The sequence below is a fragment of the Terrabacter sp. FW104-15G4B genome (assembly GCF_058790095.1).
This window is the reverse complement of sequence record NZ_JBYTCI010000015.1, coordinates 92,389-115,377: the sequence shown is the minus strand read 5'-3', so window position 1 is coordinate 115,377 and position 22,989 is coordinate 92,389. Positions and strand designations below refer to the sequence as shown.

Here is a 22,989-nt window from a genome sequence, read left to right as displayed (position 1 = left end):
GCTTGGGGGTGGTGCTCTCGTCAGTGCTCACGAGGAAAGCCTAGCCGGGGCGAGGTTCCGGCCGCGTTTCGGGACGGTGAACCACGAGGTGCCGAGGGCGGGACTCGAACCCGCACGACCTTGCGGTCAGAGCATTTTGAGTGCCCCGTGTCTGCCATTCCACCACCCCGGCCGGAGTGCCGCGCCAGCATACCCGGGTGACCGCATGCGCGGACCCGGTGCCGGCATCGGGCCGTCAGCCCGTGACCTCCTCCGGCCGGTATGCCGGAGCGGCGCGGTTGACGGCGTCGCCGACGCGGTGCACGCGCAGGGCGTTCGTCGAGCCTGGGATGCCGGGAGGGGAACCGGCCACGATGACGACGCGGTCGCCCTCGGCCACCCGGCCCTCGGGGATGAGCTTGAGGTCGACCTGCATGGCGAACTGGTCGGTGTGGTGCATGCGGGGCACGAGGTAGGTCTCGATGCCCCAGACGAGCGCGAGACGCGAGCGGACGCGTGGCTCGGACGTGAAGGCCAGCATGGGCAGCCGCGGGCGGATGCGGGCCATCCGCGTGGCCGAACCACCGGTCTCGGTGAAGACGATGAGGAACTTCGAGCCCACGACCTCGCCGATCTCGACGGCGGCCTTGGTCACCGCTCCCCCGACGGTCTTGGGGTTGGTCTTCATCCGGGCGATCTTGTCGTAGCCGTGCTCCTCGGTGGACTCGATGATCCGCGCCATCGTGCGCACCGAGTCGATCGGCCAGGCACCGACGGACGTCTCGCCGGAGAGCATCAGCGCGTCCGCGCCGTCCAGCACGGCGTTGGCGGCGTCGGAGGCCTCGGCGCGGGTCGGCCGGGGGTTCTCGATCATCGACTCGAGCACCTGCGTGGCGACGATCACCGGCTTGGCCTCGCGGCGGGCGAGCTCGATGGCGCGCTTCTGCACGAGCGGCACGTCCTCCAGCGGCATCTCGACGCCGAGGTCGCCACGCGCGACCATGATCCCGTCGAAGGCCGCCACGATGCCCTCGAGGTTGTCGACGGCCTGCGGCTTCTCGATCTTCGCGATGACCGGCACTCGGTCGCCGAACTCGTCCATGATCGCGTGCACGTCGACGATGTCGTCGGCAGAGCGCACGAACGACAGCGCGATCATGTCGACTCCGAGGCGCATCGCGAAGCGGAGGTCCTCGCGGTCCTTGTCGGACAGCGCCGGCACGCTGACGGCCACGCCGGGAAGGTTGATGCCCTTGTTGTTGCTGACCTGCCCGCCCACCACGGTCTCGGTCAGCACGTCGGTGTCGGTGACCTCGACCGCGCGAAGCATCACCTTGCCGTCGTCGATGAGCAGGACGTCGCCGGGAGTCACGTCCCCGGGCAGGCCGGCATACGTCGTGCCCACGATGGTGTCGTCGCCGTCGACCTCACGGGTGGTGATGGTGAAGCGCTGACCCTGGCTCAGCGTCACCGGGCCCCCGGAGAAGCGGCCCGTGCGGATCTTGGGGCCCTGGAGGTCCACGAGGATGCCGACGGCGCGGCCCGAGGCGTCGCTCGCCGCGCGGACGTCGCGGTAGACCTGCTCGTGCACGGAGTGGTCACCGTGGGAGAGGTTGAGCCGGGCGACGTCCATGCCGGCGTCGACAAGGGCGCGCAGCTGGGTGGGAGATGAGGTCTTGGGTCCGATCGTGCAGACGATCTTGGCGCGACGCATGTTTCAACCTTATGGGTGCTGTGACGTGGGTCACCGCGTGGGGTGCCGGTGAAGGTCAGACGGTCAGCGGGCGGTCGGTCGGCGCCACGGGTCGCGGGAGCGAGCTGGAACCCGTCAGCCAGGCGTCGACGCCGGCTGCAGCCGCGCGGCCCTCGGCGATGGCCCAGACGATGAGCGACTGGCCGCGACCGGCGTCGCCGGCCACGAAGACGCCGGGAACGGAGCTCATGAAGTTCTGGTCGCGCCGGACGTTGCTCCGCTCGTCGAGGTCGACGCCGAGCTGCTCGACGACCCCCGGTCCCTGCGGCCCGAGGAAGCCCATCGCGAAGAGCACGAGCTGAGCCGGTATCTCTCGCTCGGTGCCCGGCTTGGCGCTCGGCCGGCCGTCCACGAACTCCACCTGGGTGAGGCGCAGCGCGGCGACGTTGCCGTCATCGTCGCCGAGGAACTCCGTGCTGCTGACGGCGTAGACCCGCTCGCCGCCCTCCTCGTGCGCGCTCGCGACGCGGTAGAGCATCGGGTAGGTCGGCCAGGGCTGGTTGGCAGGGCGCTCCTCACCGGGCTGCGGCATGATCTCGAGGCTCGTGACCGAGGCCGCACCCTGACGGTGCGCGGTGCCGATGCAGTCGGCTCCGGTGTCGCCGCCACCGATGACGATGACGTGCTTGCCGGTGGCGAGGATCTGGCCCTCGACCTGCTCGCCGAGCGCCGCACGGTTCCCCTGCGGGAGGTACTCCATCGCCTGGTGGATGCCGCCGAGCCGGCGGCCCGGGACGTCGAGGTCGCGCGGGACCGTCGCGCCGAGCGCGAGCACGACGGCGTCGTAGCGGTCGCGGAGCTGGCGGCCGGTGATGTCGACGCCGACGTTCATGCCGTTGCGGAAACGGGTGCCCTCCGCCGCCATCTGGTCGAGCCGGCGGTCCAGGACCGACTTCTCCATCTTGAACTCGGGGATGCCGTAGCGCAGCAGGCCACCGGGCTTGTCGGCGCGCTCGAAGACGGCGACGGTGTGGCCGGCGCGGGTCAGCTGCTGGGCGGCCGCAAGTCCTGCGGGGCCCGAGCCGACGACGGCGACGGTCTTGCCGGAGAGGCGCTCGGGAGGCAGCGGCTTGACGAGGCCCTCGTCGAACGCCCGCTCGATCGTGGTGACCTCGACCTGCTTGATCGTCACGGCCGGCTGGTTGATGCCGAGCACGCACGCGGTCTCGCACGGCGCCGGACAGAGGCGCCCGGTGAACTCCGGGAAGTTGTTCGTCGCGTGCAGCCGCTCGATGGCATCCGACCAGTCGCCGCGCCACGCCAGGTTGTTCCACTCGGGGATGAGGTTGCCCAGGGGGCATCCCGAGTGGCAGAACGGGATGCCGCAGTCCATGCAGCGACCGGCCTGGCGCTGGAGCTGCCCGAGCTCCTGCTCCTCGTAGACCTCCTTCCAGTCCCGGATGCGCACCGGGACCGGACGGCGGGCCGGGAGCTCGCGCTCGCGGGTGGTGAGAAAGCCTTGGGGGTCAGCCACGGGAAGCCTCCATGATCCGGTTCCACACGTCAGGTCCGTCGAGGTCGAGGCCCTGCTGCTGTGCCTGGGCACGGACGTCGAGGACTCGTTGGTAGTCACGCGGCAGTACGAGCGTGAACCGTTCGCGTGCCGTGGCCCAGTCGTCGAGCAGTGATCGCGCCACCGGGGACTCCGTCCACCTCGAGTGGTACTCGAGCAGCTCGCGAAGGGGCTCGTCGTCGCCCTCGCGCAGCGGCAGCAAATCGACCATCTCGGGGTTGACGAGGGCGGCGTCGAGGTCGAGGACGAATGCGAGGCCGCCGGACATACCGGCCGCGAAGTTGCGCCCGGTCCCGCCGAGCACGACCGCGGTGCCGCCCGTCATGTACTCGCAGCCGTGGTCGCCCACGCCCTCGACGACGGCGTGGGCACCCGAGTTGCGCACGCAGAAGCGCTCCCCGACGATGCCGCGCAGGAACAGCTGCCCGGCGGTGGCGCCGTAGCCGATGACGTTGCCGGCAATGACGTTCTCCTCTGCCACGAGCGCAGTCCCCCGGTGCGGACGCACCACGACGCGGCCGCCCGAGAGGCCCTTGCCGACGTAGTCGTTCGCGTCGCCGAACAGCTGCATGGTCACGCCGGCGGGCAGGAACGCGCCGAAGGACTGCCCGCCGGAGCCCGTCATGGTCAGCTCGATGGTGTTGTCGGCGAGGCCGTGCGGGTGCGCCTTGGTCACGTGGTGGCCGAGCATCGTGCCGACCGTGCGGTTGACGTTGCGCACCGCGATCTGGGTGCGCAACGGCTCGCCGGTCTCGATGGCCGACAGGGCACGGCTCAGCAGCTCGTTGTCGAGCGCCTTGTCAAGCCCGTGGTCCTGCGTGGCCGACTGGTGCAGCGTGCCACCCGTGGGGTTGTCGGCGACGGCGAGGATGGGGCTGAGGTCGAGGCCGGAGGCCTTCCAGTGCGCGATGGCCTTCTCGAGGTCGAGGCTGCCGACCTGGCCGACGGCCTCCTCGACGGAGCGGAAGCCGAGCGAGGCGAGGTGCTCGCGCACCTCCTCGGCGATGTACTCGAAGAAGGTCTCGACGAACTCCGGCTTGCCCGAGAAGCGCGAGCGCAGCTCGGGGTTCTGGGTCGCGATGCCGACGGGACAGGTGTCGAGGTGGCAGACACGCATCATGACGCACCCGGAGACCACGAGGGGCGCCGTGGCGAAGCCGAACTCCTCGGCGCCGAGCAGCGCTGCCACGACGACGTCGCGGCCGGTCTTGAGCTGACCATCGACCTGGACCACGATGCGGTCGCGCAGCCCGTTCAGCACGAGGGTCTGCTGCGCCTCGGCGAGGCCGAGCTCCCACGGCGCGCCCGCGTGCTTGAGCGAGGTGAGCGGCGAGGCGCCCGTACCGCCGTCGTGCCCGGAGATGAGCACGACGTCGGCGTGCGCCTTGGAGACGCCGGCGGCGACGGTGCCCACCCCGATCTCGGAGACGAGCTTGACGTGGATGCGGGCCGCCGGGTTCGCGTTCTTGAGGTCGTGGATCAGCTGGGCCAGGTCCTCGATCGAGTAGATGTCATGGTGCGGCGGCGGCGAGATCAGGCCGACACCGGGCGTGGAGTGCCGGGTCTTGGCGACCCAGGGGTAGACCTTGTGACCGGGCAGCTGCCCGCCCTCGCCGGGCTTGGCACCCTGCGCCATCTTGATCTGGATGTCGTCGGAGTGCGTGAGGTAGAGGCTCGTCACCCCGAATCGGCCGGAGGCGACCTGCTTGACGGCGGAACGGCGTTCGGGGTCGAGCAGGCGGTCGACGTCCTCACCGCCCTCACCGGTGTTGGAGCGGCCGCCGAGGCGGTTCATCGCGATCGCGAGGGTCTCGTGCGCCTCCTGGGAGATCGAGCCGTAGCTCATCGCCCCGGTGTTGAAGCGCTTGACGATCTCGCTGACCGGCTCGACCTCCTCGATCGGCACGGGCAGCCGCCCCGTCACGCCGGTCGGCTTGAAGCCCATCAGCCCGCGCAGCGTCATCAGGCGCGAGGTCTGGTCGTCGACCCGTCCGGTGTACTGCTTGAAGATGTCGTAGCGGCGCTGGCGGGTCGAGTGCTGGAGGCGGAAGACCGTCTCCGGGTCGAAGAGGTGCGGCTCGCCCTCGCGGCGCCACTGGTACTCGCCACCCACCTCGAGGGTGCGGTGCGGCTGGTGGACGCCGTCCGGCGGGTAGGCCCTGGCGTGCCGCTCGGCGGTCTCGCGGGCGATCACGTCGAGCCCGACGCCACCGAGCTGCGACACGGTGCCGGTGAAGTAGCGGTCGACGAGCTGCTGGGACAGGCCGATGGCCTCGAAGACCTGCGCGCCACGGTAGGACGCCACGGTCGAGATGCCCATCTTGGACATCACCTTGAGCACGCCCTTGCCCAGCGCCTTGATCAGGTTGGCGACGGCCTTCTCCGGCGTCACACCCTCGATCTCGCCGGCCCGCACGAGGTCCTCGACGGTCTCCATGGCGAGGTAGGGGTTGACCGCCGCGGCACCGAAGCCGATGAGCAGGGCCACGTGGTGCACCTCGCGCACGTCGCCTGCCTCGACGAGCAGGCCAACCTGGGTGCGGGTCTTCTCGCGGATGAGGTGGTGGTGCACGGCCGCCGTCAACAGCAGCGACGGGATGGGAGCGAGGTCGCGGCCCGAGTCACGGTCGGAGAGCACGACGAAGCGGGCGCCGCGGGAGATGGCCTGCGACACCTCGGCGAAGATCTCCTCCAGGCGGTCGCGCATGGCGGCCGCTCCCCCGGTGACGTCGTAGAGGCCGCGCACCACGTGCGTCGCGTAGCCGGGCAGGTCGCCGTCGGCGTTGATGTGCACGATCTTGGCGAGCTCGTCGTTGTCGATGACCGGGAAGTCGAGCACGAGCTGACGCGCGTGCGACGGCGACGCCGACAGGGCGTTGCCCTCGGGGCCCATGTACGTGCCCAGGGACGTGACGAGCTCCTCACGGATCGCGTCGAGCGGCGGGTTGGTCACCTGTGCGAACAGCTGCGTGAAGTAGTCGAAGAGCAACCGCGGGCGCGACGACAGGACGGCGATCGGCGTGTCGGTCCCCATCGAGCCGAGGGCCTCTCCCCCGGACTTCGCCATCGGGGTCAGCAGGATGCGCAGCTCCTCGGCTGTGTAGCCGAACGTCTGCTGGCGCCGGGCCACCGACGCGGCGGTGTGGACGATGTGCTCGCGCTCCGGGAGGTCCTCGAGGCGGATCAGGCCTGCGTGCAGCCACTCGGCAAACGGCTTGGCGGCAGCGAGCTGGCTCTTGATCTCCTCGTCGCTGACGATGCGCCCGTGCTCGGTGTCGACGAGGAACATCTTCCCGGGCTGCAGCCGCCCGCGCTGCACGATGGTGCCCGGGTCGAGCTCGAGCACGCCCGACTCGGACGCGAGGACGACGAGGCCGTCGCTCGTCACGGTGTAGCGGCCCGGCCGGAGCCCGTTGCGGTCGAGGACCGCGCCCACCAGCGTGCCGTCGGTGAAGCAGACGTCCGCCGGGCCGTCCCAGGGCTCCATGAACGTCGAGTGGAACTCGTAGAACGCCTTGCGCGCACGGTCCATGGTCGCGTGGTTCTCCCACGCCTCGGGGATCATCATGAGCACGGCGTGCGGGAGCGAGCGGCCGCCGAGGTGGAGCAGCTCGAGCACCTCGTCGAAGCTCGCCGAGTCGGACGCCCCCGGGGTGCAGATCGGGAATAGCCGCTCGAGGTCGCCGGGGATGATGTCGGAGGTCAGGAGGCTCTCGCGGGCGTGCATCCAGTTGCGGTTGCCCTTGACGGTGTTGATCTCGCCGTTGTGGGCGATGAGCCGGTAAGGGTGCGCCAGCGGCCACGACGGGAACGTGTTGGTCGAGAAGCGCGAGTGCACCAGCGCCAGCTCGGTCGTGAACGACGGGTCGGACAGGTCAGGGAAGAAGTGCTCGAGCTGGCCGGGCGTCAGCATTCCCTTGTAGACGATCGTCCGCGAGCTCAGGGACGGGAAGTAGACGTCGACCTCGTGCTCGGCGCGCTTGCGCAGGCAGAACGCGAGCCGGTCGAGGCCCAGCGCCACCTGGCGACCGATCGAGCTGCTGACGAAGAGCTGCTCGAAGAACGGCATGCAGTCGCGGGCGGCCCGGCCCACGAGCCCCGCCTCGACGGGCACCTCGCGCCAGCCGAGGACCTTGAGGTTCTCCGCGACGGCGATCTCCTCGATCCTCGCCTTGGCCTCTGCCCGCTCCTGCGGGTCGCGGGGCAGAAAGGCGATGCCGGCGGCATACGCCCCGCTGTTGGGCAGGATGAACGGGACCGCGGCCCGGAGGAACTCGTCCGGTATCTGCGTCAGGATCCCCGCCCCGTCCCCGACGAGCGGGTCGGCGCCGGTGGCGCCGCGGTGGTCGAGGTTGAGCAGCGCCGTGAGGGCGTGGTCGACGATGTCGTGCCCCGCCGTCCCCCGCATCGTCGCGATGAGCGCCACCCCGCAGGCATCGTGCTCGTGCTCGCGGCGGTAGAGCCCGGAGTTCTCCGGGTGTGCACTGAAAAGGGCACGGGTGGGGGTGTGCGGCGGCATCTTCACCGTCCTTCTGCTGGGTCCCGCGCGGCCACGCGACTGGGCCACGCGACATGACTGAGGGCATGTGGACGGCACTGGCCACAGGCGATGCGACGACGATATCGGAGCGACCGCTTGTCCTACCTGTTGATACGGCGGATTCCGGATCGTGAGACGGCGTGCTCAGGAGCAGACCCGCGACGTGAGCGACCGCGCGTCACGACTGGGCCGGACGGTCCACCTTCGCGGCACCGCTCGCGGCGTCATTCGGCCCGTCGCCGGTGGCCGGGGCCGAAGGATCTTCGGTGCCGGCACCGATCTCCGGGCCGGGCGCCGTCGGGGCGCTCGGCTGTTCCATCTGCCCGAACCGGCGCCAGAGGTAGACGCCGAGGAGGAACACGAGGATCGAGACCCAGGTGTTGACCCGCTGGCCGAGGATGAGGTTGGCCGAGTCGCTGCGCATGTTCTCGATGACGATGCGTCCGACGGGGTAGCCCATGACGTAGGCCGCGAAGGTCTGCCCGGCCTTGAGGTGGCGGCGGCGCCCGAGCCAGATCAGGAAGGCTGCGAGCAGCAGGCACCACAGTGCCTCGTAGAGGAAGGTCGGGTGGAAGTAGCCCCTGACGACAGGGTTGCCCTGCGCGTCGACGACCGCGCGGCCGACCGAGGTGTCCCACTCGTAGATGCGCAGCTTCCACGGGAGGTCAGTGGGCGCGCCGTAGATCTCGTTGTTGAACCAGTTGCCGAAGCGCCCCATCGCCTGGGCGATCGCCAGGCCGGGCGCCGCTGCGTCGACGAAGTCACGGAAGGCGACGCCGTTCTTGCGGCAGCCGATCCAGGCACCGACTGCGCCGAGGGCGACGGCTCCCCAGATGCCGAGGCCACCCTCGTAGATGGCGAAGGCCTTCCACGGGTCGCCGTTCTCGCCGAAGTAGGGCTGTGGCGTCGTGATGAGGTGGTAGAGGCGTCCGCCGACGATGCCGAAGGGCACGGCCCACGCGGAGATGTCGATGGCGATGCTCTTGCGGTGGCCGCGCGCCTCGAGGCGCTTCTGCGTCAGCCACACCGCGACGACGATGCCGGCGAGGATGCACAGGGCATACCCGCGGACCGGCAGGGGTCCGAGGTGCCAGACCCCCACGCTGGGCGAGGGGATCTCGGCCGGCAGGGCCGCACGGACGGCGGCAGGAAGCCCCGCGAGCCCTGTCATGACCGGCTCCGCCGAACACCGTCGGCGAGCTGGCGGGCCAGGGCTCCGAGCGCCTCGAGCCCCTGCTCCTCGGAGGAGGCCTCGGTGAGGCACCGCACGAGCGCGGACCCGACGATCACACCGTCTGCGTACTGGCCCACCTGCGCTGCCTGGTCACCCGTCGAGACGCCGAGCCCCACGCAGACGGGAAGGTCGGTGTGCTCGCGGGTGCGGGAGACGAGAGCGTCGGCGGCGTCGCCGACGCTCGTCCGCGCGCCCGTGACACCCATGACGGCGGTCGCGTAGACGAAGCCCCGGCAGGCAGCGGTCACCGATGCGAGTCGCTCCGGGGTGGAGCTGGGGGCGACGAGGAAGACCTTGTCGAGGTCGTGGGCGTCAGCGGCCGCGATCCAGTCGCCGGCCTCGTCGGGGATGAGGTCGGGCGTGATGAGTCCCGCTCCCCCGGCAGCCTGCAGGTCGGCGGCGAAGCGCTCCACTCCGTAGCGGAGCACGGGGTTCCAGTAGGTCATGACGAGCGCCCCGGCGCCGGCTCCGCTGACCTCGCGCGCCGCTGTGAAGATGTCGCTGAGATGCACGCCTGCGGCGAGGGCCCGCACGGCGGCGTCCTGGATGACCGGGCCGTCCATGACGGGGTCGCTGTAGGGCACGCCGATCTCGACGATGTCGACGCCGGACTCGACGAGCACCTTCATCGCCGAGATCGAGCCCTTGACCGTCGGGAAGCCGACGGGGAGGTAGCCGATCAGGGCCGCGCGGTTGTCGGCACGGCACTTCTCGATGACGACACCGACGCTCATTGCTGGACTCCCATGCCCTTGGCGCCGTCGTCCTCCGGCAGGCGCGGCGAGCCGTCGTCGTCGATCAGTCCGAACCACTCGGCAGCGGTGTGGACGTCCTTGTCGCCGCGGCCCGAGAGGTTGACGAGGAGCACGGCGTCCGGGCCGAGCTCACGGCCGACCTTCATGGCGCCGGCCAAGGCGTGGGCGCTCTCGATGGCCGGCAGGATGCCCTCGGTGCGCGAGAGGAGGGAGAAGGCCTCCATCGCCTCGACGTCGGTGATGGGGCGATACTCCGCACGGCCCGACTCGAGCAGGTGCGCGTGCTCAGGACCCACGCTGGGGTAGTCGAGGCCCGCCGAGACGCTGTGCGACTCGACCGTCTGGCCGTCGACGTCCTGCATCACGTAGGTGTAGGCGCCGTGCAGCACTCCCGGGATGCCGGCGGAGAAGCGCGCCGCGTGCTTGCCGGTGGCCACACCCTCGCCACCGGCCTCCAAGCCGATGAGCCGGACGGACTGGTCGTCGATGAAGCGGTGGAAGATCCCCATGGCGTTGGAGCCACCGCCGACGCAGGCCAGCACGGCGTCAGGCAGGCGCCCGACGAGGTCGAGCACCTGCTGGCGCGCCTCGACGCCGATGACCCGGTGGAAGTCACGAACCATCTCGGGGAACGGGTGCGGCCCCGTGACCGTACCGAGCACGTAGTGGGTGGTCGAGACGTTGGCGACCCAGTCGCGGAAGGCCTCGTTGACGGCGTCCTTGAGGGTCCTGCTGCCGTGGTCGACGGCGACGACCTGGGCCCCGAGCAGGCGCATGCGCGCGACGTTGAGCGCCTGGCGCTCGGTGTCCTTCCGGCCCATGTAGATGACGCAGTCGAGACCGAGCAGCGCGGCCGCGGTGGCCGTGGCGACGCCGTGCTGACCGGCGCCCGTCTCCGCGATGACGCGCGTCTTGCCCATCCGCTTGGTCAGCAACGCCTGGCCCAGCACGTTGTTGATCTTGTGGGAGCCGGTGTGGTTGAGGTCCTCGCGCTTGAGGATGACGCGCGCTCCCCCGCAGTGCTCGGCGAATCGCGGCACCTCGGTGATGATGCTGGGCCGGCCTGTGTAGGTGCGCTGGAGGCGCTCGAGCTCGCCGACGAACTCGGGGTCGACGACGGCCTTGCGCCAGACCTCCTCGAGCTGCTCGAGCGCGGGGATGAGGGCTTCGGGCACGTAGCGCCCACCGAAACCGCCGAAGCGGCCGTATGCCGGCACGTTGGATGTCGTGGTCATGCTCACTCTCCTGCCGCTCCGGGCCGGGCGGTGGCCCGAACGGCGGTGGCGGCGTCGATGAAGCCTCGGATGGCGGCCTCCGGGGCGCCGCCCCGGACGAGCGCCTCGCCGACGAGCACCGCACCGGCGCCCGCTCGGACGTAGGCGGCTACGTCGGAGGGGCCTGCCACGCCGGACTCCGCGACGCCGACGACGCCCTCCGGCACCCGCGGCAGCAGGTCGGTCACGGTGCGGGGGTCGACCTCGAGGGTCTTGAGGTTGCGGGCGTTGACGCCTACGAGGACGGGGTCGATGGCCAGGGCCTGGTCGAGCTCCGCCGCGTCGTGCACCTCGACGAGCGCGGTCATGCCGAGCTCGCGGGCCTGGTCGTGCAGGTCCCGCAGAAGCACGTCGTCGAGCGCCGCGACGATGAGCAGGATGAGGTCGGCGCCGTGCACCCGGGCCTCGGTCACCTGGTAGGCGTCGACCATGAAGTCCTTGCGCAGCAAGGGAGTCGGCACTGCAGCCCGGACCTCGTCGAGGTCGGCGAGGCTGCCCGAGAACCGGCGCTCCTCGGTGAGCACGCTGATGGCGCTGGCCCCGCCGGCGGCATACGACCGCGCCAACTGTCCGGGCTCGGGGATGCCGGCGAGGGCGCCCTTGCTGGGGCTGGCGCGCTTCACCTCTGCGATGACGGCCACGCCCGCGGCAGACCGGATGCCGGGCATCGGGTCGAGCGCCGGAGCCACGCCGTCCAGCAGCGCCTCCAGCTCGGCCGGCGGCAGCGTGGCACGGCGACGCCCGAGATCCTCGCGGACGCCGCTGAGGATCCCGTCGAGAACCGTGGGCACCGCGCTCAGCTCTTGCCGAGCGTCTGGGCGCCTGCCTCGTCGGGCGCGTCGATGGCCGAACCCATCTGCGCATGGTGCCCGCCGCCGCCGTAGCCGGCCATCGACAGGACCTTGCCCGCGACGACCCCGGCGATGATCACGACGGCGCCGATGATTCCGAGGACGAGGCTGGGGATGACGACCGCCACTGCGGCAATGGCCGTGCCGAGCAGGATGACCCCGACTCCGGTCCAGGCGGCGGTGCTGTGACCGTGGTCCTCGTGCTGCTCTTCCATGGCGTCCTCTCTCGTCCGGTCGGCTCCACGCCCGTGCGGCCCGACGCCCTCCATTCTGTCAGGTCTCGTCGGGGCCGTCGCGCAGGGTGGGGTCACCGCCGTCGGACAGCTCGTCCCACGTCGTGCGGACCTGGCCGCGTGGTCCGCTGGCCGGTCGGTCACCGCGTTCGTAGCGGCCCGAGAGCCCGGCCCAGGACCGGCTCGAGACCGCCGTCAGGCCGGCACCCAGCACGAGCAGCACAGCCGCCGCGACGGCCAGCCACACCCAGACGGTGCTCGAGCCGGTGGCGGCGGGGGCCGTCGTGCGGGCCAGCTCGCGAGCCACCGCACCGGCCACGGTCTCGACGGGGCGCAGGGCGACGAGCGCCGTCATCACCAGGGTTCCGAGCGAGGCGAGCACGAGGACGGCCGCGGCCACGGCGCGGATGACGCGGCCTCCCGTCATGAGGCCGAGCAGCGCGACCACGCACACGGCGGTGAGGCCCACGACGCCCGGTGCGGCCGCCGCACCGCCGACCTGCGTCACGGCCTGGCTCAGCACGTCCTTGGACTCGCCCGTCGCCCACGGCAGCGTCGTGAGGCCCAGGAGCACGGCCGCCGGAACGAGCACCACGAGCGCCGCCCGCTTCTTGTCCAGCGCGCGACCCGGTTCGGTGGCGGGCTGTGCGTCCGAGGTCACGCCCGGTGCTCCCCGAGCGGTCGCAGGCCGGCCGCAGCGGCCACGGCCCGTAGCGCGGCGGCCGCCTTGTTGACCGTCTCCTCGTACTCGAGGTGCGGCACCGAGTCCGCGACGATGCCGGCGCCGGCCTGGACGTGGGCGTGACCGTCCTTGATGAGGGCCGTGCGGATCGCGATGGCCATGTCGAGGTCTCCGGCGAAGTCGAGGTAGCCGACGACCCCGCCGTAGAGACCCCGGCGCAGTCCCTCGTAGGCGTCGATGAGCGCCATCGCGCGAGGCTTCGGCGCGCCGCTGAGGGTGCCCGCGGGGAAGGTCGCGACGAGCGCGTCGTAGGCGGTGCGGTCGTCGCGCAGGTCGCCGACGACCGTCGACTCGATGTGCATGATGTGGCTGTAGCGTCGGATCGACATGAAGTCGACGGTGTCGACCGTGCCCGCCCGGCAGATGCGCTGGAGGTCGTTGCGGGCGAGGTCGACGAGCATGAGGTGCTCGGCCCGCTCCTTGGCGTCGCCGAGCAGCTCCTCGGCCAGGTGGGCGTCGCGGTCGGGGCTCTTGCCGCGAGGCCGCGATCCCGCGATCGGGTGGGTGATCGCCTGCTGGCCGGTCACCTTGATGAGCGCCTCGGGGCTGGACCCCACGATGTCGTATGCCGTGCCGTCCGGGTGCGGCAGGCGCAGCAGGTACATGTAGGGGCTGGGGTTGCTGACCCGCAGGGCGCGGTAGACGTCCAGGGCGTCGGCCGGGCAGGGCACGGTGAAGCGCTGGGAGACGACGATCTGGAAGGCCTCGCCGGCGCGGATCGCCTCCTTCGCCTCCTCGACCATCCCCTCGAACTGCGGCTGCGTGTGGCTGCTCGTCGGGTGACACTCGGCGGGCTCGATGGTCGCCACGGTGCTCGGGGCCGGTGCGGCGAGCTCATCGGTCATCCGGTCGAGCCGGCTCACGGCGTCGGCCCAGGCGTCCTCGATCCGCTCGTCGGTCGCGTCGTGGTTGACGGCGTTGGCGACAAGCAGCAGCGAGCCGTCGCTGTGGTCGAAGACGGCGAGGTCGGTGGCGAGCATCATCGCCACCTCGGGCAGGTCGAGGTCGTCGCGACCGCCGTCGGGCACGTTCTCCCAGCGTCGGACGGCGTCGTAAGTGATCGCGCCGACGAGTCCTCCGGTCAGGGGCGGCAGGCCCGGCGTGCGCGGTGTCGCGAGGGCCGCGACCGTGTCGCGGACTGCTGCGGTCGGGTCGCCGTCGGCGGGGAGCCCGACGGGGGGCTCGCCGATCCAGTGGGCGTTGCCGTCCTTCTCGGTGAGAGTCGCGGCGCTGCGGGCTCCGACGATCGAGTAGCGGGACCAGACGCCCCCGTGCTCGGCGGACTCGAGCAGGAAGGTGCCCGGCGCGTCCTTGGCCAGCTTGCGGTAGACACCGACCGGGGTCTCGGCGTCGGCGAGCACGCGGCGAACGACGGGGATGACCCGGCGGTGCTCGAGGGCCAGCTCGGTGAAGACCTCGAGGCTCGGCCAGGTACGGCCCCACGCGAGGTCGGCCTGTGGCGTGGGCGCGGCGGCGAGGGAGGTCGTCGAGTCGGGCACCGAGCCATTCTGGCCCACCCGGTCGTATGCCGTGTTCCCACCTCCCCCGGTCAAGCGCTGGGGGTGCCGACGGTTGCGGGGAGGACGCGCGCGTCGAAGCACGTGCGGTCACCCGTGTGGCAGGCCGCGCCGACCTGGTCGACGCTGACCAGCAGGGCGTCGCCGTCGCAGTCGAGGCGCACGCCCTTGACCCACTGGGAGTGGCCGCTGGTGTCGCCCTTGCGCCAGTACTCCTGGCGGCTGCGCGACCAGAAGGTGACCCGCCCCTCGCCCAGCGTCCGGCGCAGGGCCTCGTCGTCCATCCAGCCCACCATCAGCACCTCGCCGGTGTCGTGCTGCTGCACCACGGCGGCCACGAGCCCGTGCTCGTCGCGCTTGAGCAGACGGGCGATCTGCGGGTCGAGGCTCGTGGGGTCGGGCGTCGGGTCGAGGGCGTCGGTCACCCGGACATTCTGCCGTCCTCCGATGCAGCTGCCGCCCGCGGGTCAGACGGCCTGCTGCTGGGCGACCCAGGACTCGTGCAGCCTGGAGTAGACGCCACCCTGGCGGACGAGCTCGGCGTGGGGACCGCGCTCGACGATGCGTCCGGCGTCGACGACGATGACCTCGTCGGCGGCCTGGGCGGTCGAGAGGCGGTGCGCGATGGCGATCGAGGTGCGGCCGCGGGTCAGGGAGTCGAGGGCACGCTGCAGGCGCACCTCGGTGCTCGGGTCGACCGCGGAGGTCGCCTCGTCGAGGACGAGCAGGTCGGGGTCGGCGAGGTAGGCCCGGGCCAGGGCGACCAGCTGGCGCTCGCCGGCCGACAGCGACTCGCCGCGCTGCCCTACGTCGGTGGCCAGGCCGAGCGGCAAGGTGGACACCCAGGCGTCGAGTCCGAGCTCGGTGAGGGTGAGCCGGACGTCCTCCTCGCTGGCCTCGGGCCGCCCGAAGCGCACGTTGTCGAGCAGCGTGCCGTCGAAGAGGAACCCCTCCTGCGGGACGAGCACGACGCGGGAGCGCAGCGACGAGAACCGGATGGTGCGCAGATCGACCCCGTCGAGGAGGACCTGTCCGCTGCTGGAGTCCATCAGGCGCGTGAGCAGCTTGGCGAGGGTCGACTTGCCCGAGCCGGTCTCGCCGACGATCGCGACCCGGCTGCGCGGCGCGATGGTCAGGTCGATGTCGTGGAGCACGGGCTCGCCCCCGGGGTAGGCGAACCCGACCTCGTTGAACTGCACGGTGATCGGCCCGCGCGGCAGCGTGACGCCCGCCTCGCCGGGGTCGGAGACGTCGGCCGGGGTGTCGATGATGCCGATGACGCGGCGCCAGCCGGCGACGGCGTTCTGCATCTCGTTGAGGATCTCGGTGGCTTGCTGCACCGGCTGGGTGAAGAGGTTGACGAGGAAGAGGAAGGCGAGCAGCTCGCCGAGGGTGAGGTTCCCGTTGACAGCGAGCACCGTGCCGACGACCAGGACGACCGCCGTGGTGAGGCCGGACACGAGCTGACCGGAGGTGAACGCGACCACCGAGCGTGCCTGCGCGCCGATGGCTGCCTTCCGGTGCGCCTCGACGGCGGCGTCGATGCGAACGGCGGTGCGGTCCTCGACGCCGTAGGCGCGGATCGCCTGGGCACCCACGACGGCCTCGGAGATGGCCCCGAGCATGTCGCCGACCCGCTCGCGCACCCGCGTGTAGGCGCGGCCGACGATGCCCTGGAACCTGCGGATGATGAGGAACAGGGGCACGAAGCAGAGCCACACGACCAGGCCCAGCAGCGGGCTGTAGACGACCATGAGCACGGTCGCGAGGGTGATCTGTGCGATGTTGATCATCAGCATCAGACCGCCGAACTGCACGAACATCGAGATGGTGTCGACGTCCGAGGTCACGCGGGAGACGAGCGAGCCACGCCGCTCGTTGTTCTGGGTGAGCATCGCCAGGTCGTGGATGTGGCGGAACGCCTTGAGGCGCAAGGTCGCCAGGCCGTTCTCGGACGAGCGGAAGAGCCGGATGTTGACGAAGTACGCGGAGACGGCCGTCACGACCACGCCGACGAGCGCGATGCCGATGTAGACGGCCACGACACCCATGTCCGGGCCACCGGCGGCCAGGATGCCCTCGTCGGTGATGCGCTGGACGACGAAGGGCACCAGGACGCGCCCGAGGGTCGAGAGGACGGCGAGCATGACCGTGACCCCGATGCCCTTGCGCAGCTCGGGCGAGAGCTCGACGCCGCGGCGCAGGGTCTGCCAGGTCGTGAGGCTCGTGCCGGTCGCCACGCCATGGTGCTCGACGACCTGGGTGCGCAGGCTCATCGGGAGACCTCCTCTGGCGCGCCGGCGCCACGTCCGTGGTCGTCGCCGAGCTCCCCGTCGGCGGCGATCGCCTCGCGCTCGGCGGCTTCGCGGGCGTATGCCGTGACGAGCCTCTCGTAGCCGACGCACCGGCCGAGGAGCTGGTCGTGGGTGCCGTGGTCGACGACCCGGCCGCTTTCGAGGTAGACGACCTCGTCGGCGAGCAGGATCGTGGCCATGCGGTAGGCGACGACGAGCACCGTCGTGCCCGCGCTCGCGGCGCGCAGCCGAGCGAGGATGGCCTGCTCCACGCTGGGGTCGACGGCTGACGTCGCGTCGTCGAGGATGAGCAGCTGCGGCTCGCGGATCACCGCGCGCGCCAAGGCGATTCGTTGCCGCTGCCCTCCGGAGAGGCTTGCGCCACGCTCGCCCACGTGGGTGTCCAGCCCGTCGGGCAGCTTCTCGACGAAGCCGGCGCCCTGCGCGACGTCGAGGGCGCGCCAGACGCTGGCGTCGTCGTGTGGGGTGCCGAGGGTGATGTTGCCGCGGACGCTGTCGTCGAACATGAAGGTCTGCTGGGCCACGAGGGCGGCGACGTCGCTGATCCCGCCGTGGCGCACCTCGCGAAGGTCGACGTCGTCGATGAGCACGGCGCCGCCGTCCGGGTCGACGAGACGCATGACGAGGTTGGTCAGCGTGGACTTGCCGCTCCCTGTGGGGCCCACGAGCGCGACGGTGGCACCCGGAGCCAGGTCGAGGGTGACGTCGACGACCGCAGGGTTGAGGTCTGCCTCCCCGGTCTCGGTCTCGATCTCGTAGGCGTACGCGAGGCGCTCGGCCTGCAGGTGGCTGGCTGCCCCTGTCGGCAGGGACCGCTCGCCGTAGGCCATGCTGCCGCTGGCGTCGAGGACGGCCGAGACACGGTTCCAGCCGACGACGGCGCGAGGCAGCTCGGCGAGCACCCAGCCGAGGGCCCGCACCGGGAAGGCCAGGATCGAGAAGAGGTAGGCGATCTGGACCACCTCGGCGGCGGAGAGCAGCCCGCTGCGCACCCGCAGGGTGCCCACGAAGAGGACGGTGAGCGTGCCGATGGTGGGGATGGCCTCGATGGCAGGGTCGAACCGGCCGCGGGTGCGGCCGACCTCGATGTTGGCGTCGCGCAGCTCGTCGGTGACGGCGCGGAAGCGCTCGGCCTCGTGGTCCTCACGGCCGAGCGACTTGACGATCAAAGCCGCCTCGAAGCTCTCGTGCGCGACCTCCGACACGTCGGCGCGAAGCTTCTGCGCGCGGGTCACGCGTGGCGACATGGCGCGCTGGAAGGCGACGTTGGCCAGGAAGAGCATCGGGAAGACGGTGAGGCCGACGAGTGCCAGCCACGGATCGACGATGACCATCTGGATGACGCCGAAGACCAGCATCACGACGACGCCGAGGGCCATCGGCAGCGGGGCGAAGATGTTCCACGTCGCCTCGACGTCGGCGTTGGCGTTGGAGAGCAGCTGCCCGGACGGGTGCTTGTGGTGCCAGCTGAGGGGGAGCCGGAGGTACTGGCGCGTCACCTGGCGGCGGTACATCGCGCCGAGGTTGTACATCGTGACACCACCGGCGATGCGCCGGCCGATGACCCCGACGATGGTCGTCAGCACGACGGCCGCCATGACCCCGCCGATGAACCACAGCTGGGACGCCGTCACGGCACCCGCCTCGATGGCGGGGGTGACGGCGCGCTTGACGACGAAGCCGATGGCCGCTGCCGTGAGGCTCGTCATGACGCCGTAGACGACGCTGCCGAGGACCGCGACGGAGAACCATCGCGGCTGGCCCTTGATGCCTCGGCCGACGACGGCGAGACCCTGACGCAGGGTCGAGGTGGTCGGGACGGTCACGGTGTGCTGCTCCCCTGGTGACGTGCGTGGTGGCGGGCTCTCTGGACGACCCCTCAGCCTCTCACGGGTCGCCGACAGCGCCGGCACCCGTCCCTCTGACCCAGAGCCACTCGTTCTCGGCGCGGCCCTCGTTGTCAGCCCGCCGGAACCCGAGACGCGCCAGCACCCGGTGGCTCGCGACGTTGGCGGGGTCGGTGTGCGCCACGACGAGCAGCCCCGCCGCCTCGAGCGAACGCACCATCCCCGACAGCACGTCGGTCATCAGGCCACCACCCCGGGCGTCCGGGACGAGGCCGTAGCCCACCTCGACGACGCCGTCCTCGGGTGGGCCGAAGCAGCCGATCGAACCGACGGCGAGGCCGTCTGCCCGGCGGACGATGTGGCGCGGTGACCACGTCGTCGGGCCGGAGGTCAGCATCCCGATCGCGTCGAGGTCATCCGCGCGCGGGTAGCCCTCGGCCCAGCCCGCCGGGCGCTCCCCTGCCCGCATCGCCGCGGCCTCCTCGGAGGTCACGGGCACGAGCCACGCCTGCCGGGTCTCGACCGGGCCGCCGTCGATCGGCCGGGCGGGCGCGTCGGTGCGGATCCACTGACGCAGCACGCCGTCCCGCTCGTCCTCGAGGACGCCGCCGCACGAGGCGATCGTGCGGGCGGACGCGGTGTTGGTGGCGTCGCACGTCACGAGGACCGGGTCGATGCCCCGGGCAGCGGCCATCCGCAGGGCCAGGGCCAGCGCCGAGCGCGCGATGCCCTGGCGCCGCTCACGTGGCGCGACGGCATACCCGATGTGCCCGCCCTCGGCCACGAGCGACGGGCTGAGGGCGTGGCGCACGGCGATGGTGCCGACGACGCGCCCGTCGCGCACGATCCACCGGTTGGACGACGGGACCCAGCCCTCGGGGAGGGCCTCGTCGGACCGCTCCATCCGGCCGAGCCAGTCGACCCACTCCTCGAAGGCCTCCGGGTCGCGCAGCACCTCACGGTCCCCGGCCCGGTAGCCCGAGCCGTGGATGGTGTCGCCGGCGAAGTCGTCGACCATCTCCCACCACGAGTCGGCCAGGTCGACGGTGGGGCGCACGAGCTCGATCATGGCCCGACCCTAGGCATCGGCCACCGCTGCGGGCCACCGCGTATCGACCGGCCCCACCCTGAGAGGATGGACGAATGACGCGCCACGCCCAGTCCGAACGCCTCCGGCTCTGCGACGAGCTCGACCGGCTCGGGCCCGACGAGCCGACCCTGTGCGAGGGCTGGAAGACCGGTGACCTCGCGGCCCACCTCGTCATCCGCGAAGGACGGCCCGACCTCGCCGTGGGGCGCGTGCTGCCGTTCCTGGCGGGGCGCCTGGACCGCGAGCGGCGCCGGATGGCGCAGGGCGACTACCGGGCGCTCGTGGAGCGGGTGCGCCGCGGCGCCCCCGCCTGGAACCCGATGTCGAGGCCGAAGGTGGACGAGCTGACCAACCTCGTCGAGTTCTTCGTGCACCTGGAGGACGTCCGGCGGGCCCAGCCCGGCTGGGAGCCGCGCGAGCTGCCTGCCGCCCTGCAAGGCAAGCTGTGGACTGCCCTCAAGCGCTCCGCGCGCCTGATGTTCCGCAGGTCGCCGACCGGAATCGTGCTCATCGCCGAGGGACAGGGGCGGTATGCCGCCAAGCTGCCCGACCACCACGGCACCGTCATCCTGCGCGGCACGCCCGCCGAGCTCGTGCTCTACGCCTACGGCCGCAAGGGCGTGGCCCGCGTGCAGCTCGAGGGCGACGCCGACGACATCGCCGCGCTGCAGGAGGCCGAGCTCGGCCTGGGCTGAGCCACTCCCGCGTCAGCGAACGGTCACACCAGCCGCGCGCAGCGCGTCCTTGACCTCGCCCACCGTCAGCTCCCGGAAGTGGAAGACGCTCGCTGCGAGGACGGCGTCCGCTCCCGCCTCCACCGCGGGCGCGAAGTGCTCGACTCGGCCAGCCCCGCCGCTCGCGATGACGGGGACGGAGACCGCTGCCCGGACCTGCCGGATCAGCTCGAGGTCGAAGCCGTCCTTGGTCCCGTCGGCGTCCATCGAGTTGAGCAGGATCTCGCCGGCCCCGAGCTCGGCGGCCCGCGCGCACCACTCGACGGCGTCGACGTCGACGGAGGTGCGCCCGCCGTGGGTGGTCATGACGAAGTCGTCGGTGGCGCGCCCGTCGTCGCCCGGACGGCGGCGCACGTCGGCCGAGAGCACGAGGACCTGCGCCCCGAAGCGGCTCGCGATCTCGGAGATCAGCTCGGGGCGGGCGATGGCGGCGGTGTTGACCCCGACCTTGTCGGCCCCCGACCGCAGCAGGCGGTCCACGTCGTCGACCGTGCGCACGCCCCCGCCGACGGTGAGCGGGATGAACACCTGCTCGGCGGTCCGGCGCACGACGTCGTAGGTGGTCTCCCGGTCGCCGCTGCTTGCCGTCACGTCGAGGAAGGTCAGCTCGTCGACGCCCTGGTCGTCGTAGACCTTGGCGAGCTCGACGGGGTCCCCGGCGTCGCGGAGGTTCTCGAAGTTGACGCCCTTGACGACGCGACCGGCGTCGACGTCCAGGCAGGCGATGACTCTCGTGGCGACGGACATGACGACAAATCTAGGCCAGCACAACCAGTGGGTAGGGTCGCGTCCATGTGGGACGAGGTGACGCGCGAGCCGCGGGAGGAGCACGTCCTCGCCGTCGTGTCCCGGACGCTCGCGGCCGAGCCTCGCTGTGGCTCAGTGGTGGTCGTCGCGATCGACGGCCCGAGCGGCGCCGGCAAGACGACCCTCGCCCGGGCCGTGCGGCTCTCGCTCGAGCCGACCGGCCCGGTCGCCGTCGTGCACATGGACCACCTCTACCCGGGGTGGGACGGTCTCGCACAAGGGCCGGGGCTGCTCACCACGCAGGTGCTGGAGCCGCTCTCCCGGGGCGAGCGGGCGGCATACCGGCTCTGGAGCTGGGTGCAGGACGTGTGGGGCGGCACCCGGGAGGTGCCGGCGTGCCGCTTCCTCGTCGTCGAAGGGTGCGCCGCGAGCGTGCTGCCGGCGGGGTCGTATGCCGCCGTGTCCGTCTTCGTCGACGCCGACGTCGCGGTGCGGATGCGTCGCGGGATCGACCGCGACGGCGAGGCGTACCGACCGCAGTGGCAGCGCTGGGCCGACCAGGAGACGGCGCTCTTCGCCGCTGATGCGACCAGGGAGCGCGCGGACCTCGTCCTCGACACATCTAGGCTCTGATCGTGCAGAACCGAGACCGCGCCCTCCGGCCCCTCCCCGCCGTGTGGGTCATGGCCATCGCACTCGTGGCCGTCGCCGCCAACCTGCGGATCGCGATCACGAGCGTGCCCCCGCTGCTGGACGCGATCTCCGCCGACCTCGGCCTCAGCCACGCGGCCGCTGGTGCGCTGACGACACTGCCGGTGCTGTGCATGGGCCTGTTCGCGCCGGTCGCCAGCCGGATCGCCCACCACACCGGCGCTGCCGGCGCCGTGCTCGCCGCGGTCCTCAGCATCCTCGCCGGCACCGCGAGCCGCTTCGCCGGTGACCACACGGTCGTGCTCTACGCCGGTACGTTCGTCTGCGGCGTCGGCATCGCGGTCGCCGGCACCCTGTTGCCCCGTCTCGTCAAGACCTTCTTCCCGCCCGAGCGCACCGGCCTGGTCACCGGCCTCTACATGCTCGCGATGATGGGTGGTGCCGCCCTCAGCTCTGCCCTGGCGGTGCCGCTGGCGGACCGGCTGGGCAGCTGGGAGGCCTCACTCGGCTCCTGGTCGGTCGTCGCCCTCGTCGGCGCCCTGGCGTGGGCGCCCTTCACCGTCCGGGCCAACCCGCACCACACGCCCGGCGAGGAGGGGCCCGGCCGGCTCCCCTGGCGCCACCCGACGGCATGGCTCGTCGCCTGCTACCTTGCGCTGCAGTCCTGGTGCTTCTACTCGGCCGTCACCTGGCTCGCCCCGACCTACGTGGAGCACGGGTGGTCACGTGGGTCGGCGGGCTACCTCGCTGCCGTCTTCAGCAGCGCCCAGATCGTGTCCGGCCTGCTCGGACCGGTGCTCAGCGACCGCACCGGCGACATGCGCCGGCTCCTGCTGCCTGCCGCAGCGCTCGGCGTCCTCGGCTCGATCGGCATCTGGCTGGCACCCCTCACCGCCCCCTGGCTCTGGGCCGTCGTCACGGGGCTGGGCCAGGGGGCCGCCTTCTCGCTCGCCCTCGTGCTCCTCGTCCGCTACGCCTTCACCCCTGAGGCGAGCGGCCGGCTCACCGGCATGGCCTTCCTCATCTCCTACGGCATCGCGTCCATCGGGCCTCTTGCCATGGGCCTGGTGCGCGACGTGACCGGAGGTCTGTCGCTCGTGTGGGCCATCCTCGCCGCGGTCGGCGTGGTGCAGGCCGTCGTGGTCCTGCGCCTGCGACCCGACCTGCGCCGCGTGGACTGAGCACTCCTCGGCCGGGCGGTCGGCTCGGCAGCA

General features: G+C 71.7%; 18 protein-coding genes and 1 tRNA gene. 3 read left to right on the top strand and 16 right to left on the bottom strand.

The annotated features are described in order from the left end of the window. Positions 1-89 precede the first annotated feature (89 nt). From AC3WRT_RS13305 to AC3WRT_RS13235, 15 genes are all read right to left on the bottom strand, one after another. Positions 90-172, bottom strand: a tRNA-Leu gene (locus AC3WRT_RS13305). A 63-nt stretch (positions 173-235) separates the two neighbouring features. Then, on the bottom strand, positions 236-1,693 hold the full coding sequence (gene pyk / locus AC3WRT_RS13300; protein ID WP_492722616.1) for a pyruvate kinase: 1,458 nt from the start codon (positions 1,691-1,693) through the stop codon (positions 236-238). Positions 1,694-1,748: 55 nt separating this feature from the next. Continuing rightward, positions 1,749-3,206 (bottom strand): glutamate synthase subunit beta, encoded by a 1,458-nt coding sequence (locus AC3WRT_RS13295; protein WP_492722614.1) that lies wholly within the window; start codon positions 3,204-3,206, stop codon positions 1,749-1,751. Further along, on the bottom strand, positions 3,199-7,764 hold the full coding sequence (gltB, locus tag AC3WRT_RS13290) for a glutamate synthase large subunit (protein WP_492722612.1): 4,566 nt from the start codon (positions 7,762-7,764) through the stop codon (positions 3,199-3,201). Before gltB ends, AC3WRT_RS13295 begins: the two co-directional genes overlap by 8 nt. 199 nt (positions 7,765-7,963) lie before the next feature. Then, positions 7,964-8,956 (bottom strand): prolipoprotein diacylglyceryl transferase, encoded by a 993-nt coding sequence (gene lgt / locus AC3WRT_RS13285; protein ID WP_492722610.1) that lies wholly within the window; start codon positions 8,954-8,956, stop codon positions 7,964-7,966. Continuing rightward, positions 8,953-9,753, bottom strand: coding sequence for a tryptophan synthase subunit alpha (gene trpA, locus AC3WRT_RS13280; RefSeq protein WP_492722608.1), 801 nt, complete (start codon positions 9,751-9,753; stop codon positions 8,953-8,955). The genes lgt and trpA overlap by 4 nt, the downstream gene beginning before the upstream one ends. Next, positions 9,750-11,009, bottom strand: coding sequence for a tryptophan synthase subunit beta (gene trpB / locus AC3WRT_RS13275; protein ID WP_492722606.1), 1,260 nt, complete (start codon positions 11,007-11,009; stop codon positions 9,750-9,752). Before trpB ends, trpA begins: the two co-directional genes overlap by 4 nt. 2 nt (positions 11,010-11,011) lie before the next feature. Beyond that, entirely contained in the window at positions 11,012-11,839 is an 828-nt protein-coding gene (gene trpC, locus AC3WRT_RS13270) for an indole-3-glycerol phosphate synthase TrpC (protein WP_492722604.1), read from the bottom strand. A 5-nt stretch (positions 11,840-11,844) separates the two neighbouring features. Beyond that, positions 11,845-12,114, bottom strand: coding sequence for an HGxxPAAW family protein (locus AC3WRT_RS13265; protein ID WP_492722602.1), 270 nt, complete (start codon positions 12,112-12,114; stop codon positions 11,845-11,847). A 58-nt stretch (positions 12,115-12,172) separates the two neighbouring features. Further along, positions 12,173-12,793 carry a Trp biosynthesis-associated membrane protein gene (locus tag AC3WRT_RS13260; RefSeq protein WP_492722601.1) on the bottom strand — a complete coding sequence of 207 codons (621 nt, stop codon included), beginning with the start codon at positions 12,791-12,793 and terminating at the stop codon, positions 12,173-12,175. Then, positions 12,790-14,373 (bottom strand): anthranilate synthase component I, encoded by a 1,584-nt coding sequence (locus AC3WRT_RS13255; RefSeq protein WP_492722599.1) that lies wholly within the window; start codon positions 14,371-14,373, stop codon positions 12,790-12,792. The genes AC3WRT_RS13260 and AC3WRT_RS13255 overlap by 4 nt, the downstream gene beginning before the upstream one ends. A gap of 50 nt (positions 14,374-14,423) precedes the next feature. Next, a complete protein-coding gene (gene hisI / locus AC3WRT_RS13250) occupies positions 14,424-14,816 on the bottom strand; it encodes a phosphoribosyl-AMP cyclohydrolase (RefSeq protein WP_492722596.1) in 393 nt (130 codons plus the stop codon). Between the two features lie 42 nt (positions 14,817-14,858). Further along, on the bottom strand, positions 14,859-16,667 hold the full coding sequence (locus tag AC3WRT_RS13245) for an ABC transporter ATP-binding protein (protein WP_492722594.1): 1,809 nt from the start codon (positions 16,665-16,667) through the stop codon (positions 14,859-14,861). Further along, on the bottom strand, positions 16,664-18,532 hold the full coding sequence (locus AC3WRT_RS13240) for an ABC transporter ATP-binding protein (protein WP_492722592.1): 1,869 nt from the start codon (positions 18,530-18,532) through the stop codon (positions 16,664-16,666). The genes AC3WRT_RS13245 and AC3WRT_RS13240 overlap by 4 nt, the downstream gene beginning before the upstream one ends. A gap of 61 nt (positions 18,533-18,593) precedes the next feature. Beyond that, complete coding sequence (locus AC3WRT_RS13235; RefSeq protein ID WP_492722591.1) at positions 18,594-19,622, bottom strand: GNAT family N-acetyltransferase; 1,029 nt, start codon at positions 19,620-19,622, stop codon at positions 18,594-18,596. Positions 19,623-19,696: 74 nt separating this feature from the next. Here AC3WRT_RS13235 and AC3WRT_RS13230 point away from each other — a divergent pair, with 74 nt between their 5' ends. Continuing rightward, positions 19,697-20,338, top strand: coding sequence for a TIGR03085 family metal-binding protein (locus AC3WRT_RS13230; protein ID WP_492722589.1), 642 nt, complete (start codon positions 19,697-19,699; stop codon positions 20,336-20,338). A 12-nt stretch (positions 20,339-20,350) separates the two neighbouring features. Here the strand turns inward: AC3WRT_RS13230 and hisF are convergent, their stop codons facing one another. Continuing rightward, positions 20,351-21,124: an imidazole glycerol phosphate synthase subunit HisF gene (gene hisF / locus AC3WRT_RS13225; protein WP_492722588.1), complete on the bottom strand. Its 774-nt coding sequence runs from the start codon at positions 21,122-21,124 to the stop codon at positions 20,351-20,353. A 45-nt stretch (positions 21,125-21,169) separates the two neighbouring features. Between hisF and AC3WRT_RS13220 the strand changes: the two genes are divergently transcribed. Further along, positions 21,170-21,757 (top strand): uridine kinase family protein, encoded by a 588-nt coding sequence (locus tag AC3WRT_RS13220; RefSeq protein WP_492722586.1) that lies wholly within the window; start codon positions 21,170-21,172, stop codon positions 21,755-21,757. Positions 21,758-21,759: 2 nt separating this feature from the next. Further along, on the top strand, positions 21,760-22,956 hold the full coding sequence (locus tag AC3WRT_RS13215; protein ID WP_492722584.1) for an MFS transporter: 1,197 nt from the start codon (positions 21,760-21,762) through the stop codon (positions 22,954-22,956). Positions 22,957-22,989: the final 33 nt, after the last annotated feature.